Genomic DNA, 15,947 nt, shown 5'->3' with positions numbered 1-15,947 from the left:
ACCGGCCGCGATTCGGGCGCAATTGCGGCGGAAGAAAGGCAGGGTAAAAACCGCCCCGGACCAGCCTTCGGCGGAACCCGAGAAAACCCTTCCGCCAGCGCCCGTTGACAATGCAAGACACGCTTTCGTTGGTTAAGCCGCCTGCGTTTTCTAGCTTCTGCGCAAGCCGCACCGGGGGCACCGGGCGGCCGAACGGCCCCGGACGGTCCGGGCCGCAACGCGGAGGTCTCTGCCATGTGCGATATCTGCAGCTCGGTCCGGGTCGTGGCAGGCGATTGCAGCTTCGACGGTGCCGATGCCGGCGCCCAGTCCGAGGTATCCGCGGCGGGCACCGGCGGCGCAATGACCCTCTCGGCGGCGCTGCCGACCTACAGCCCGTCGCAGGTCGCCGACTTCCTCGAGAGCGGCTACTGGCAGTCGAACGGCTATTCCGCGCACAACTTCGACACCGTCGCCGGCGGCACGCTGATGGTGAAGCTCTCGGGGCTGAACTCCAAGTTCAAGGTCTTCGCCCGCGACGCGCTGAAAGCCTGGAGCGAGGTCTCGGGCATCACCTTCCAGGAGACCACCAGCAGCACCGCCGCGAATATCATCATGGACGACGCAGTCGCCGGCAGCGCCTATGCCTCGGGCAGCTGGGACGGCAACGGCGTCGTCACCCAGATGAGCATCAATATCGGCGCCGACTGGGACGATATCTGCGGCGACGCCTATACCTACCAGACCTTCCTGCACGAGATCGGCCATTCGCTCGGGCTCGGCCATGCCGGGCGCTACAACGGCTCGGCGCAGCTTTCCGACCGCGTCTTCGCCAATGACAGCTGGCAGGCGACGGTCATGTCCTATTTCGACCAGGTCGAGAACCCGGATGTCAATGCCGACCGCGCCTATGCCGCGACGCTGATGGCCGCGGACATCATCGCGATCCGCAACATCTACGGCGCCAATGTCACAGTGAATGCCGGCGACTCGACCTATGGCGCCAATACCAATGTCACCGGCACGCTGGCGCAGCTGTCGTCCAAGCTCGGCTCGGGCTGGGCGGCGACGATCTACGACAGCGAGGGCACCGACACGCTGGATGTCAGCGACCAGGCCGGGGCGAGCCGGATCAACCTGGCGCGCGGCGGCGTCTCGGATATCGGCGGGCGGCGCGGCAACCTGGTGATCGACACCTTCTCGGATATCGAGAATGCCGTCACCGGCGCGGGCAATGACACGATCACCGGCAATGCGCTTGCCAACCTGCTGGCCAGCGGCGCGGGCCATGACGCGATCTCCGGCGGAGCGGGCGACGACACGCTGGCCGGCGGGGCCGGGAACGACACGCTCTCGGGCGGCAGCGGCGACGACCTCTTCCGGCTCGACCTCTCGGCCGGCGAGGGCGGCACCGACACGGTACTGGACTTCTCGCTCGGCGACCGGCTGGAAGTGCTGACCGGCGCCGAGGACGCGGCCTCCTGCTATGCCGGGTACCGCCAGGTCGGCGCGGACCTCTTCCTCGATTTCCTCTCCTCCGCCAGCGGCGCCGCCTCGGTCTGCCTCGTCGGCACGGCCTGGGACGCCGATGCGCTGAGCTTCGGCAGCGGGCTGATCCGCTATGACGCGACCGGCAGCAGCCCGGCGCCGACCCCCGATCCCTCGCCCGATCCCGATCCGGAGCCCGCGCCGGTGCCGGTGCCGGAGCCCACGACCGAGTTCACCGGCACCGCGGGCAGCGACACGCTGACCGGCACCGCGGGCGACGACGTGCTGACCGGGCTCGGCGGCAACGACCTGCTGATCGGCAATGGCGGCAACGACCTCTACCTCTTCGACGTGCCCGCCATCACCGGCGGCGGCGGCAGCGCCGCCCTGCCCGACAGCGGCACCTTCTTCGCCGACCCTTCCGAGGCCTACCTGAATTTCGGCCTCGGCAGCGGCTACGACCCGCTCGACCGGATCTACGGCATCGAGGAAGGGCAGATCCAGGTCTCGGTCAATGTCGCCTCGACCGCCTCCACCGTCCTGATCGACGACAGCATCGCGACGCTGAAGGTCTCGGGCACGCTGACCTCGCTGACCGCCACCGGCGCGGGCAGCTTCCACGCGCAGAGCCTGGGCGAGAACATCGCCGCCAAGCTCGGCATCCATCTCGCGGCCTATGCCGACCTGACCGCGACCGGCCGCGGCAAGGGCAGCCTGATCCAGCTGCTCGACGCCGAGGGCGATCTCTCCGCCGGGATGAAGGTGCTGCTCTCGATCGCGGCGGGCGGCGGCGCGGTCGGCTCGGCCACGGATTACGGCCTGCGCCTCGGCGCCTTCGACATGACCGGCGACGGGCTTCTCGAAGTGCTGGTCGACGGCCGCAGCCATACCGACATCCTGCGCTTCGAGGGCGAGATCGCCAAGACGGCCTTCGCCCATGTCGGGATCGCCAATACCGCCGCGGACACGGTCTTTGCCGAGTACCAGGCCGAGCTCGACCGGCTCGGCGCGCTGATCGAGGATTTCCGCCCGGCCACGCGCAGCGACCCCTATGCCAATGCGCTGGCCGTCACCCGCCCCTATTTCTCGCTCGGGCTGCTGGATGCCGGGCGCGCCTACGAGCTGGGCGAGGCCACCGACTGGTTCCGCGTCGGCGGCACGCTCTATGACGCGACGGATGTCTCCGCGGCCGGCTATGCCGCGCTCGGCGCCCGGGCGGCGATCGAGGCGGGCTACGGGTTGCACGTCGCGGCGGGGCTCCTGCCCGGCGACACCGTTGCCGCGGCGCGCGAGCTGATGATCGGCGACGGCGCCGGCGGGCTCTCCGCCGAGTTCCGCGCGCTGCTGAGCATCGCCGATGCCGGCGGCGACGCGGGCAGCGCCCGCGACCTGAACCTGCGCCTGGGCGACTGGAGCGCCGGGGATGCCACGCTCGACATCTTCATCGACGGGCTCGAGACCACCGACATCCTGACCCTCACCGGCACGCGGGCGGCGCAGGCGCTCGGCTATCTCGGCTCGGCGGCCAACGATCTCGACCTGCTCTTCCCGCAGGCCGCCGCCCCGGCCGCGCCGGTTCTGGCGGGCGATGCGCTGAAATACCTGAATTTCGAGCTCGGCGACGGCTATGACCCGACGCTGCGCATCTACGAGGTGCGGCGCCCGCAGCAGAGCCTGAACCTGTCGAACCAGGCGACGACCGTGATCGTCGATGACAGCGTGACCAAGATCGGCCTGACCGGGCGGCTGGCGGATACCGCCGACCTGGCGGGCTTTGCCGGGCAGAGCCTGGCGGAGAACATCGCCCAGGGCTTCGGCATCCATGTCGCCGCGCTGGCCGACATGGACAACGGCGCCCGCGACAAGACCCGCGCGATCCGCATCCATGAGGCGGATGGCGAGCTGAGCGACGAGATGAAGGCGCTGCTCTCGATCGCGGCCGATGGCGGCGCGGTCGGCTCCTCCGGCGATACCGGGCTGCGGCTGGGCGAAAGCGACCTCTCGGGCACGGGCTGGCTGGAGATCCTGGTCGACGGCACCCGCCAGACCGACGTGATCCGGCTGGAAGGCGGGATCGCGCGCGAGGCCGCCGCCTATCTGGCCACCGAGGACGGCGCGGTGCTCGACGAGCTGCAGGCGCGGCTCGACGGGCTGCGCGGGCTGATCCAGGACTTCACGCCCTCGACGCTTTTCGATCCGTTCCGCTTCCGCCACCAGATCACCCGCGACAAGTTCGCCTTCTCGGTCACCGACGCGGCGCGGACCTATGTCTTCGACGAGACCGTCGAGACGATCTGCATCCGCGGGCGGCTGACCGACATCCGCAGCACCGCCGATGGCGGTTTCCTGGCGCAGAGCCTGCAGGAGAATATCGAGGACGGCTGGGGCCTGCATGCGGTCGCCGCGCTGGCCGCCCCGGTGGAGCGCCGCGGCGAGCTCAATGAAATCGACGTCTGGGACGATGCGGGCGGGCTCTCGGACGAGATGAAGGGCCTGATCGCGCTGGCGAAGGCCGGCGGGCTCGACGGCGCCTGGAACGACTACGGGCTGCGCATGGAGATCCCGCAGGACGCGGCCGACACGCTCCTCGTCTATGTCGACGGGCTGCGCGGCACCGACATCCTGAAGATGACCGGCGCGCTCGGCCGCGCGGCGCTGGATTTCGCGGCCTCCGCCGCAAGCTCGATCGAGGCGGTGTTCGGCTACACGCCGGGCGAGGCGCCCGGCGATACCGGGGAGAGCACCGCGCCGACGCCGGAGAGCCTGCTCTCCCCGGCCGTGGGCACCCATGTCGCCGTCCTGGAGCTGGGCTTCGGCCGCGACGAGATCCGCGGCTTCGATCTGGGCGACCGGATCGAGGTCGCCACCGAAACCGGCGCCGACACGCCGCTGGAGATCGTGCTTGCCGGACGCGACACGATCCTGAAATTCGGCACCGCAAGAAATAGCGAGATCACCATCAAGGGCTATTCGCTGGACCCATCCGAGATCTCATGGGACGGCACGACATGCATCATCGCGGCCAGCCAGGCCGCGGCGGAAAGCGCGGAGGCGGCCAAGGCGCTGCAATCCGGCACGGCGGGGGCGGATGCGTTCGACTTCGCCGCCGACGGCGCCGGGCTCGGCCGCCGGCACCTGAACCATCTGGGCGAAGGCGACCTGGTCGCGGTCGCGGCGGAGGCGGCGGATTTCCTCGGCCTGCGCGTCGCGGACGGCAATTCGATCCTGCGCTTCGCCGATGCCGAGGACGGCTGGAAGGGCGAGATCGTTCTCTGGCGCAGCGAGATCGGGCTCGACCAGCTCTCCTGGGACGGGGACCACCTGACGCTTCTGGTGTGATCCCCCCGGCTGGGCGGGCTCAGCGCCCGAGCCCGTCCAGCGCGATCCGCAGCGCCGTCTGGAAGCGGCGCTGCCGGTCTTCGAGGCTCTGCGCCGCCGACGGGTCCATCAGCTGGACGACCAGGTTCTGGTGCATCATGTCCAGCAGGATCTCCGCGACCAGCCCGGTATCGACCGCGCGGATCTCGCCCAGCATGACCGCCCGTCCCAGCTCGGCCTGCATGATCCCCAGCGCCCTCTGGCGCAGCTTGCGGGTGAATTCGCGCGCCATCTCCGGCCGCAGGGGCGCCTCGGCGATGATGCAGCGGAAGATCTCCAGCGGCAGCGCGGTCGGGCATTCCTCGCGCGGCTCGATCACCAAGGTCAGCCGCTCGGCCAGCGGGCGGGTGGCGGCGCAGGGCGGCAGGTCGCGGATGAAGTTGCAGCCGACCCGGTCGAAATACGCGCTGAAGAGCGCGCCGCGATCCTCGAAGATGCTGTAGAGCGTGCGCTTGGACATGCCCGCGCGCCGCGCCACCGCCTGCATGGTCAGCCCGGCGGCGCCGCCTTCCTGATAGGCCAGGTCGAGCGCATCGAGCACGAGCGCGCGGCGCTCGTCCTGGTCGAGCGCTGCAGGACGTCCCCGCCGCCGGATCCCGGTCTCCATCACATCTGCACCCCTTCTGCGCTTCCCCGCGTCATCACGGCAACGTGACCGTCAACGCTGCACCTGCATCATCGTTCCCGGACTTGCCAAGCGGGGGATTCCGCATTTATGAAACCCCGGAGTTTCGTAATTCAAGTCCCGGGGCCGGGCAAGGGTCCCCCCACGCGGAGTGACAGCAATGTGTTCCACCCGATTTTCCCGCCAGTTCCTGGCCCTTGCGCTTGCCGCCGGCATGCTCGCCCAGCCTGCCGTGGCGCAGCAGGGCGGCGGACAGCCGCCGAGCCCGGTGACCGTCGTCACCCTCGAGCCGCAGACCATCACCCTGACCTCGACCCTGCCCGGGCGCGTCGTCGCCTCGGCCGTGGCCGAGGTGCGCCCGCAGGTGGCCGGGATCATCACCGAACGCCACTTCGCCGAGGGCAGCCATGTCGAGCAGGGCGACCTGCTCTACACGATCGACCCGGCGACCTATGACGCTGCGGTGCAGCAGGCGAATGCCTCCGTCGCCGCCGCCCAGGCGCAGCTTGCCGCGGCCGAGCGCGACGAGAAGCGCGTGACCGAGCTGCTCGACCGCCGCGTCGGCACCCAGCAGGCCGTCGACGACGCCCGCACCGCGCGCGAGCAGGCGCAGGCGCAGGTTCTCGTGGCGCAGGCGCAGCTGACCTCGGCGCAGATCGAGCTGGACCGCACCTCGATCCATGCAAGGCTCTCGGGCGAGATCGGCCGCTCGGACGTGTCCTCGGGCGCGCTGGTGACCACCGGACAGACCAGCGCGCTGGCGGTGATCCGCAATATCGACACGGTCTATGTCGACGTCACCCAGTCGGCCGCCGACGTGCTGCGCTGGCGCCGCCGCGGCAGCGCCACCGAGCCCGGCGTCGAGGACCAGACGGTGCAGCTGCGCCTGGCCGACGGCACCATCTACGAGCAGACCGGGATGCTGACCGCCGCCGAGCCGCATGTCGACGAGCAGACCGGCGTGGTCGTGCTGCGCCTGACCTTCGACAATCCCGACAAGCTGCTGCTGCCGGGCATGTATGTCCAGGTGCAGATGCCGACCGCCACGGTCGACAATGTCTATGTCGTCCCGCAGGAGGGCGTGACCCGCGACCGCCGCGGCAATCCCACCGCGCTGGTCGTGAATGCCGACAATGTCGTCGAGATGCGCCCGCTCGAGATCATCGAGGACCGCGGCAACGCCTGGGTCGTCGATTCCGGCTTCAATCCCGGCGACCGCATCATCGTCGCGGGCCTGCAGAAGACCGCTCCCGGCGCGACCGTCGTGCCGCAGGAGCGCGAAGCCGCCACCGATGCCATGACGGAATGAGCCGCGTCCCCGGCTTGTTCTGACCCCCTGTTCCCCGGAGTACCCCCATGGCCCGCTTCTTCATCGATCGCCCGATCTTCGCCTGGGTGATTTCGATCATCATCATGGGGATCGGGATTCTCTCGATCTTCACGCTGCCCGTGTCGCAGTATCCGCAGATCGCGCCGCCCTCGGTGCAGATCCGCGCAACCTATCCCGGCGCCTCGGCCGAAACCGTCGCCAATACCGTCACCCAGGTCATCGAGCAGCAGATGACCGGGCTCGACGGCATGCGCTACATGTCCTCGAGCTCGACCTCGGCGGGCTCGGCGCAGATCACCCTGACCTTCGAGACCGGGACCGACCCGGACATCGCCCAGGTGCAGGTGCAGAACAAGCTGAGCCAGGCGACCTCGCTGCTGCCCGAAGCGGTGCAGCGCCAGGGCGTCACCGTGCAGAAGAGCTCGGCCGGCTTCCTGATGGTCGTGGGCCTGGTCTCGCCCGACGGCACCTTCGAGCAGGCCGACCTGTCGGACTACCTGGTCTCGAACCTGCTCGACGATCTCAGCCGGGTCGAGGGCGTGGGCAATGTCCAGGTCTTCGGCGGCCAGTACGCGATGCGGATCTGGCTCGATCCGGCCAAGCTGGCCGCCTACGAGCTGACGCCCTCGGACGTGGTCGCCGCGGTCTCCGAGGAGAACGCCCAGATCTCGGCCGGCGCCTTCGGCTCGCGTCCCGCCCCCGAAGGGCAGATGCTCAACGCCACGATCACCGCGCAGTCGCTCTTGTCGACGCCGGAGGATTTCCGCCAGATCGTCCTGCGCGCCGAGACCGATGGCGGTCTCGTCCTGCTCGACGACGTGGCGAAGGTGGAGATCGGCGCCGAGAACTACTCGACCATCGCGCGCTACAACCGCGGTCCGGCCTCGGGCATGGCGATCAGCCTCGCGCCGGGCGCCAACGCGCTCGACACCGCGCACCGGGTGAAGCAGCGGGTCGAGGAATTCGCCCGTTTCTTCCCCGAGGGCATGGAATACGTCATCCCCTTCGACACCACGCCCTTCGTGGAAATCTCGATCCACGAGGTGATCAAGACCCTGCTCGAGGCCATCGTGCTGGTCTTCCTGGTGATGCTGCTCTTCCTGCAGAACCTGCGGGCGACGATCATCCCCACCCTCGCCGTGCCGGTCGTGCTGCTGGGCACATTCGGGATCATGGCGGCGCTCGGCTTCTCGATCAACACGCTGACCATGCTCGCCATGGTGCTGGCGATCGGCCTTCTGGTCGATGACGCCATCGTGGTGGTGGAAAACGTCGAGCGGATCATGCACGAGGAAGGGCTGTCGCCGGTCGAGGCCACGCGCAAGTCGATGGACCAGATCACCGGCGCGCTGATCGGCATCGCCATGGTCCTGTCGGCGGTGTTCGTCCCGATGGCCTTCTTCGGCGGCTCGACCGGGGTGATCTACCAGCAGTTCTCGGTGACCATCGTCTCGGCCATGGCGCTGTCGGTGCTGGTCGCGCTGACCCTGACCCCGGCGCTCTGCGCGACGATCCTGAAGAACACCCCGCACAAGACGCGCGGCTTCTTCGGCCTCTTCAACCGCGGCTTCGACAAGGTGAACCACGGCTATGGCGGCTTCGTCGGCTATCTGGTCCGGCGGCCGCTGCGGGTCGGGATCCTCTACCTGCTGATCGGCGCGGGCGTGGTGACGCTGTTCCAGCGCACGCCCACGGGCTTCCTGCCCGACGAGGACCAGGGCATCCTCTTCACCCTGATCCAGGCGCCCACCGGCGCCACGGCCGAGCGCACGCTGGAAGTCGTCAAGCAGGTGGAGAACCACTTCCTCGACGTCGAATCCGAGAACGTGCAGGCGATGTTCGGCGTGGTCGGCTTCTCCTTCGCGGGCCAGGGCCAGAACATGGGCCTCGCCTTCGTGCGGCTGAAGGACTGGGAGGACCGGCCGCGGCCGGACCAGAGCGCCCAGGCCATCGCCGGGCGCGCCTTCCCGGCCTTCATGGGCATCCAGGACGCCTTCGTCTTTCCGATCGTGCCGCCTTCGGTGATCGAACTGGGCAACGTCTCGGGCTTCGACTTCTACCTGCAGGCGCGCGGCAGCCAGACGCATGAACAGCTTCTGGAAGCCCGCAACCAGCTTCTCGGCATGGCCTCGCAGAGCCCGCTGATCGGCTCGGTGCGGCCCTCGGGGCTGGAGGACGCGGCGCAGTACAACCTCGACATCGACTGGCGCAAGGCCGGGGCGATGGGGGTCTCGGCCTCGGATGTGGGGAACCTGCTCAACATCGCCTGGGCCGGCAGCTACGTGAACGACTTCATCGACAACGGCCGGATCAAGAAGGTCTATGTCCAGGGCCAGGCGGAATCCCGCGCCACCCCCTCGGATATCGAGCAATGGCGGGTCCGCAACGACTCCGGCGGGCTCGTGCCCTTCTCGAACTTCGCGCAGGGCAGCTGGACCTACGGGCCGCAGGGCGTCGTGCGCTACAACGGCGTGCCGTCGATGCAGATCCAGGGCTCGCCCGCGCCGGGCGTGACCACCGGCGAGGCGATGGCCGAGATGGAGCGGCTGGTGACCCAGCTGCCCGAGGGCTACAATCTCGCCTGGACCGGCCTCTCGCTCGAGGAGGTGGAATCCGGCAGCCAGGCGCCGATGCTCTACGCGCTGTCGCTGGCCGCCGTGTTCCTGTCGCTCGCCGCGCTCTACGAAAGCTGGTCGATCCCCTTCGCGGTGATGCTGGCCATGCCGATCGGGGTGCTCGGCGCGCTGCTCGGCGCCTGGGTCGGCGGGTTCGAGAACGGCGTGTTCTTCCAGGTGGGCCTGCTCACCGTGATCGGCCTGACCGGCAAGAACGCGATCATGATCGTGGAATTCGCCCGCGACCGCTACCAGCACGGCGAGCCGCTGCTCGAGGCGGTGCGCGAGGCGGCGCGGCAGCGCTTCCGTCCGATCATCATGACCTCGATGGCCTTCTCGCTCGGCGTGCTGCCGCTGGTCCTGTCGACCGGCGCGGGCTCGGGCGGGCGGCAGGCGATCGGCTCGGGCGTGCTCGGCGGGACGATCTCGGCGACCGTGCTGGGCGTGCTCTTCGTGCCGGTCTTCTTCGTGGTCGTCGCGCGGCTGACCCGCCGCAAGGCGCCGACCCCGGCAGCCGCTCAGGCCGATACCGGCCACTGAGCCGTCCGATCCCAACAATCCCAAGGGCGGCGCCTCCGGGCGCCGCCCGTTTTCTTGCCGGACGGGTCCGGCGGCGGCCGCTGCCCCTTTCGGCCGGGGCGCATTTATGGCCATATCGGCCCGATCGCGCCGCAGCCGGGCGCGACGGCAGGAGAGACAGATGGCAGAAGCGATTTTCCACATCGGCATGGGCAAGACCGGCACCTCGTCGATCCAGGCCGCCCTGCGCGACAGCCCGGCGGCGCTGCGTGCCGGCCGGGCGCGCTACATGGGGATGTGGATGGGCCAGCTCGACACCGCGTTCGAGGGGCTCGCCGGCTTCAACCGCTTCCGCGACCAGGACGCCTCGTCGCACCGGCGCCTGGCCGAGACGCTGGCCCGCCAGCTCGGCGACCTGGCCGAGCGCGAGGATGCCACCCGCTTCATCTTCTCCAACGAGGCCTATCTGCCGCTGCTCGAGAATTTCCGGCCCTTCTTCGAACGGCTGGCCGAGCGGATCGACCTGCGCGTCGTCGCCTATGCCCGCCCGGTCGGCAGCTGGCTGCCCTCGGCCTGCGCGCAGTGGTCGGTGCTGCACAAGACCAATGCCGGGCCGGTGGAATCGCTCGCGGAGGCCGGTGACCGGATGATGGCCCAGTACGCGCCGATCACCGGCTGGATCGACCTTCTGGGCGAGCGGGTCACCCTGCGCCTGTTCGAGCGCGGCATCGACCCGCTGGCGGATTTCTCGGAACTGATCGGCATCAAGCTCGGCTCGGACGGGCTGGAGCGCCAGGCCCGGCTGCCGCTCTCCGAGCAGATGCTGCGCGCCGCGGTCAACAACCAGGTCGACGCGCCCTGCCTGCCGGATTTCGCCGAGGCGACCTTCCTGCCGAAGAAGCGCCGGGGCCGGATGCCGCTGGCACTGTCGGAGCGGTTCCGCTTCCTCTTCGACAACAGCCAGTTCGCCCCGGTGATCGAGCGCCACGCGCCCATGCTGCGCGAGATCGAGGCGCGCACCGGCATCGACCTGCTCTCGGCGCCGGTCCCGGACGCGCCCGCCTATGACCCCGCCGTGATCGAGGACGAGATCATCGGCAGCCTGCTCGACATCGCCAGCCGCCAGTCGGTGCAGCTGCGCCGCGCCGAGCGGCGGCTCAACGACATGGAGCGGCGCCTGGCGGCGCTGGAGACGCGCCTGGCGGCGAAGTGAGCACTCAGCCGGCGCCGGCCTCCAGCCGGTCGGCGATCATCCCCAGCGGATGGCGCAGCGCGCGCCCCGTCAGCCGTTCGGCCTGGCAGCGGCAGGAATAGCCGGTCGCCGCGGCCTCGCGCGCCTGCGCGAGCGGCCCGGTCCAGGACAGGTCGAAGAGCCGCCGCGACATCTTCTGGTGGCGCGCCTTGTGGCCGAACATCCCCGCCATGCCGCAGCAGCCCGTCGCCGGCGTCCCGGCCTCGAGCCCGACCGCGGCAAAGACCGCCGCCCAGTCGCTGCGCGCGGCGGGCGCCCCGGTCGCCTCGGTGCAATGGGCGAAGACCGCGACCGTCCCGCCCGGCGCCTGCGGGAAGGCCCGCCCGCCCGCCGCCTCGGCCGCCAGGAATTCCTGCGGCAGCAGCAGCGCCGGCACATCGCGCCCCGCCTTGCGGTAGTCCTGCCGCAGCGCCATGACGAAGGCCGGATCGAGCCCGATCATCGGCGCGCCCGTGGCCGCCCCGGCCTTCAGCGCCGCCTCCAGCCGGTCCGCCATCTTCGCGAATCCCGCCCGGTCGCCCAGATCGCCCGAGAGCTTGCCCGCCGGCCGCATCTCGACGAAGCGCGGCCTGTAGCCGAGCGCCTCGAGCCCGCGCCGCACGTCGCGCTGCGCCGTGCCGTCGAACAGCGCCGAGAACCAGTCCATCCAGACCAGCACCGTGCCCCCGGGCAGCGGCCCGCGCCCCAGATCGGCCACCCGGATCCGCGCCGCCCGCGGCAGCGGCCGGGCCAGGCGGCGGGGCAGATCCTCCATCTCCATCAGCCGGCCCGCGATCCCCGAGGCCAGCGGCCAGAGCGGCCGCATCACCGGCAGCGCGCGCATCATCCAGGGGCTCAGCCGCTCCGCCAGCATCGACAGCCGGTCCGCCAGCGGCCGCGCCTGGCGGCCGTGATAGTCCTCGAGGAAGGCCGCGCGCATCGCCGGAATGTCGACCTGCACCGGGCAGGTCGAGGCGCAGGCCTTGCAGCCGAGGCAGGTGTCGAGCACCGCCGCCAGCTCTGCCTCGTCGACGCTCGCCATGCCGGTCCGCCGGTCCTCGTGCCAGGCGCGCAGCGCATCGGCGCGGCCCTTCGGCGAATGCCGCAGGTCGCCCGTCGCCTTGAAGGAGGGGCACATCGGCGTCGCCGCGGCATAGCTGAGGCACTGCGCATTGCCGTTGCAGCGGAAGGCCTTCTCCAGCGGATCGCCCTCGGGCGCGTTGAACGGCCGGAAGGGCGTGGTCGCGATCCCCATCACCGGCGCGCCGTTCGAGACCAGCTTGCCCGGGTTGAACCGCCCCTGCGGGTCGAAGGCCGCCTTGACCCCCTGCAGCGCGCGATAGGCCTCGGCGCCGATCCATTCCTCCAGATAGGCGCCGCGCACGCCCTTGCCGTGCTCGCCCCAGAAGATGCCGCCATGGCGGTTCACCAGCGCGAAGATCTCGTCCGAGACCGCCGCCAGCCGCGCGCGGTCCGCCTCGCTGTCGATATCGAGCGCCGGGCGGATATGCAGGCAGCCGACATCGACATGGCCGTAGATGCCGAAGCCCAGCCCGTGCCGCGTCAGGATGCCGAGGAAGCCGTCGAGAAAGCCGGGCAGTTCCTGGGGCGGGACAACGCAATCCTCGACGAAGGCCACCGGGCGGGCGCGGCCCTCGACCTTGCCGAGCAGCCCCACCCCGGCGGAGCGGATCGCCCAGAGCTCGCGGATCTCGGCCGGATCGCGCGCGACATGCACCGCGCGGATGCCGGGCAGCGACTGCAGCCGCGCCTCGCAGGCGGCGAGCCGAAGGGCCAGCTCTTCGGGATCGTCGCCGTTGAACTCCACGAAGGTATAGGCCGGGGCGGCGCCATCGGCGGGGCGCAGCGCTTCGGGCAGGCGGCCGAGCAGCCCGGCATCGCCCGCCAGCTGCGCCACCCGCTCGTCCATCACCTCGATCGCGGTCGGATCGTCCGCGAGCAGCGGCACGCCGGCCGCCAGAGAGTCGCGGAAGCTGGCAAAGCCCGCCACCACCAGCCGCTTCTCCTTCGCCAGCGGCCGCAGCTTGACCCGGATGCGGGTGATCGGCCCCAGCGTGCCCTCCGAGCCGGGGAAGAGCCGGCCCCAGTCGAAGCCGCCCTCTTCGGGGCAGGCGCGTTCCAGGTCGTAGCCGGTGAAGCGGCGGTTCAGCCGCGGGGTATGGGCGATGAAGGCCGCCCGACCGGCGCGCGCCGCCGCCTCCGCCGCCGCCAGCATCGGCTGCGCCCAGTCGGGCGCCGGGCCGAGGCTGGAGACCAGCCCCCGCCCGCGCGCGATCTCGACGCCCAGGAGGTTGTCCGAGGTCTTGCCGTAGATGCGCGAGCCCTTGCCCGAGGCATCGGTCGAGACCATCCCGCCCAGCACGCAGCGGGTCGAGGTCGAGGTCTCGGGCGCGAAGAACACGCCATGCGGTCGGAGCTGCGCGTTCAGGTCGTCCAGCACGATGCCCGGCTCGACATCCGCCCATTGCCCCGCCGGGTCGAGTTCCAGCAGCCGGTGCATGTGGCGCCGCATGTCGAGGATCACGCCGCGGTTCAGGCTCTGCCCGTTGGTGCCGGTGCCGCCGCCGCGGGCGGTGACGGGGACGGCGTCGAAGGGCGGACGCTCCAGCACGCGCATCGCGGTGACGACATCCTCGGCATCGCGCGGCGACAGGATCAGGTCCGGCAGGATGCGGTAGACCGAATTGTCCGTCGACATCGCCGCGCGCAGCGCGCTGTCGCGCTCGATCCCGCCGCGGAACCCGGCCGCTTCCAGCGCGGCGGGCAGACGGGACAGGGGCTGGCGGAAATCCGGTGAATCGACGGTCACTGGCAGGCACTCCTTACTGGCGTACCTATATTGACCAATCGGAAAGGTTCTTTGAAATAGAAAATTATGAAGACAGATTCGGAGAATACGAATTTCTCGCTGCGCCATTTGCGCGCCGTGCACGCGATCTGGGCCGAGGGCAGCTTCGCACGGGCCGCCGACCGGCTGGGGGTGGTGCCCTCGGCCCTGTCGGAGACCGTCCGCCAGCTCGAGGAACTGGCCGGGGGCGCGCTCTTCGACCGCCGCAGCCGCCCGCCCGAGCCGACCACGCTGGGGCTGGGCTTCCTCGAGGAGACCCGCCCGCTGCTGGCCGAGCTCGACGGCGCCGTCCGGCAGCTGCGCGCCCGCGCCCGCGGGCTGGAGGGGCGGCTGCGGATCGGCGCGGCGCCCTCGGCGGTCTCGCCGCTGGTGGCGCCCGCTCTCGCCGCCTTCCGCCGCCGCCATCCGGCCATCGAGGTGACGCTGCATGACGACATCGCCGAGGAGCTGGCCCGGCGGGTGGCCTCGGGCGCACTCGATCTGGCGATCGCCGGGCGGGCGCGCAGCTCTCCCGACCTGGAGCAGCGCGAGATCGACGCCGACCGCTTCGGCCTGGCCTGCCATCGCGACCACCCGCTGGCGCAGCGCGGAGGGCCGGTCGCGCTGGAGGAGATCCGGGCCGAAGAGCTGATCCATCTCGATGCCGATACCGGCACGGCGCGGCTCCTGGCGGAATGCCCCGCCCTGCCCGCGCGGCTGGCCTCCGGTCCGGTCCGCTGCCATTCGACCATCGCGCAGCTCTGCCTCGTGCGCGCGGGCGCGGGCATCGCGATCCTGCCGCGCGAAGCGGCGCTGCTCTTCGGCGATCCGCGGATCTGCCTGCTCGAGATCGCGGGGCTCGCGCTCGAGCGGCGGCTCTACCTGCTCCTGCCGAAGCGCGCCGCCCCCGGCGCCCCGGTCGCCGCCTTCCTCGACGAGCTCGCCCGCCAGCACGGGATGGGGCCCTCCGGCTAGGCGCGCCCGGGCTGCGGGCTGAAGAGGAGGAGCAGGCCGAAGACGATCATGCCGCCGCCCGAGCCCCGCTGGAACCAGTGCAGCCGCGAGGCGGCGAGGGCGGCGGCGAAGCGGCCCGCCGCGGCATAGATCAGGATCGCGCAGGCCTCGAGCGCGAGGAAGACCGCCCCGAGCAGCGCGTAGCTCTGCCAGTAGGCGGAGGTGTCGACGAATTGCGGGAAGAAGGCGGCGAAGATCAGGATCGCCTTCGGATTGCCGATCGCGGCCAGCGCCTCGCGGCGGAAGGCCAGGCGGAAGGCCGGCCTCTCTCCCGCCGCGCCACCGCCGGCCTGTGCCGGGCGGCTCCGCAGCAGCCGGATCCCCATCCAGATCAGATAGGCGGCCCCGGCGATCTTGACCGCGCCGAAGAGCAGCGCCGAAGCCGAGAGCAGCATGCCCAGCCCCAGCGCGCTGGCGGCGATCATCGGCACGAAGACAGCCAGGCGCGCCAGGCTGGCGGCCGCCGCGAAGGCGACGCCGTTCTGCGCGCCATGGGTCAGCGCCAGCAGGTTGTTCGGCCCGAAGGCCAGGTTCAGCGCGAAGCACGCAGGCAGGAAGAGCAGCAGGTCGGTCATCGGCAGCCACCGCGGTCAGGGACAGGATGCGCCATCTAGCAGGCTGCTGAAAAAGGAATCCAGCGCCTCGTCGTGGAGGAATTCGTTCCCGACCTGGTCAGGTGATTTCTTCAGGTATGGGCAAGTCCAGCCGCTTTCAGGACGATTGTTCCAGTCTTGCCCCCAGCTCCTCGGCCAAACGGACTTTTTCGGCATCCTGCGAGATCACGCCGGGCCGGCTCGGCAATCCCGCCGGTCCCGCGCCTGCGGCAAGCGGCGGCAGGGCAGGCGCCGCGCCCGGCTGCTAGCGTCGCCCTGCCCCGCCCCGGACGGCGGGCCAAGGCGCCCGGGAGGCGGCGCCCGGAG

Annotated in this window: 8 protein-coding genes; 5 read left to right on the top strand and 3 right to left on the bottom strand. The window is 70.6% G+C overall.

What is annotated here, in order from left to right:
- Positions 1–234: 234 nt before the first annotated feature.
- Entirely contained in the window at positions 235–4,806 is a 4,572-nt protein-coding gene (locus FGX59_RS22715; protein ID WP_138469418.1) for a M10 family metallopeptidase C-terminal domain-containing protein, read from the top strand.
- 19 nt (positions 4,807–4,825) lie between these two features.
- On the opposite strand, the gene FGX59_RS22710 is transcribed toward FGX59_RS22715, so the two are convergent.
- The gene (locus FGX59_RS22710; protein ID WP_138469417.1) at positions 4,826–5,452 is read right to left on the bottom strand and encodes a TetR/AcrR family transcriptional regulator; all 627 of its coding nucleotides are present in this window, start codon (positions 5,450–5,452) and stop codon (positions 4,826–4,828) included.
- Between the two features lie 178 nt (positions 5,453–5,630).
- Here FGX59_RS22710 and FGX59_RS22705 point away from each other — a divergent pair, with 178 nt between their 5' ends.
- From FGX59_RS22705 to FGX59_RS22695, 3 genes are all read left to right on the top strand, one after another.
- Positions 5,631–6,779 carry an efflux RND transporter periplasmic adaptor subunit gene (locus FGX59_RS22705; RefSeq protein WP_138469416.1) on the top strand — a complete coding sequence of 383 codons (1,149 nt, stop codon included), beginning with the start codon at positions 5,631–5,633 and terminating at the stop codon, positions 6,777–6,779.
- 47 nt (positions 6,780–6,826) lie between these two features.
- Positions 6,827–9,955, top strand: coding sequence for an efflux RND transporter permease subunit (locus FGX59_RS22700; RefSeq protein ID WP_138469415.1), 3,129 nt, complete (start codon positions 6,827–6,829; stop codon positions 9,953–9,955).
- 160 nt (positions 9,956–10,115) lie between these two features.
- Positions 10,116–11,147 (top strand): hypothetical protein, encoded by a 1,032-nt coding sequence (locus FGX59_RS22695; protein ID WP_138469414.1) that lies wholly within the window; start codon positions 10,116–10,118, stop codon positions 11,145–11,147.
- 4 nt (positions 11,148–11,151) lie between these two features.
- Here FGX59_RS22695 and FGX59_RS22690 read toward each other — a convergent pair whose 3' ends face one another.
- Positions 11,152–13,995, bottom strand: coding sequence for an FAD-binding and (Fe-S)-binding domain-containing protein (locus tag FGX59_RS22690; protein ID WP_240722657.1), 2,844 nt, complete (start codon positions 13,993–13,995; stop codon positions 11,152–11,154).
- 66 nt (positions 13,996–14,061) lie between these two features.
- On the opposite strand from FGX59_RS22690, the gene FGX59_RS22685 reads away from it, so the two are divergent.
- The gene (locus FGX59_RS22685; protein ID WP_138469412.1) at positions 14,062–14,988 is read left to right on the top strand and encodes a LysR family transcriptional regulator; all 927 of its coding nucleotides are present in this window, start codon (positions 14,062–14,064) and stop codon (positions 14,986–14,988) included.
- Here FGX59_RS22685 and FGX59_RS22680 read toward each other — a convergent pair.
- Positions 14,985–15,602 (bottom strand): LysE family translocator, encoded by a 618-nt coding sequence (locus FGX59_RS22680; protein ID WP_138469411.1) that lies wholly within the window; start codon positions 15,600–15,602, stop codon positions 14,985–14,987. The two genes, FGX59_RS22685 and FGX59_RS22680, sit on opposite strands and share 4 nt — an antisense overlap.
- Positions 15,603–15,947: the final 345 nt, after the last annotated feature.

The sequence above is a fragment of the Poseidonocella sp. HB161398 genome, from assembly GCF_005870025.1.
Lineage (GTDB): Bacteria > Pseudomonadota > Alphaproteobacteria > Rhodobacterales > Rhodobacteraceae > Mangrovicoccus.
The sequence above is the reverse complement of the archived record's forward strand: the minus strand, read 5'-3'. Positions and strand labels throughout refer to the sequence as shown.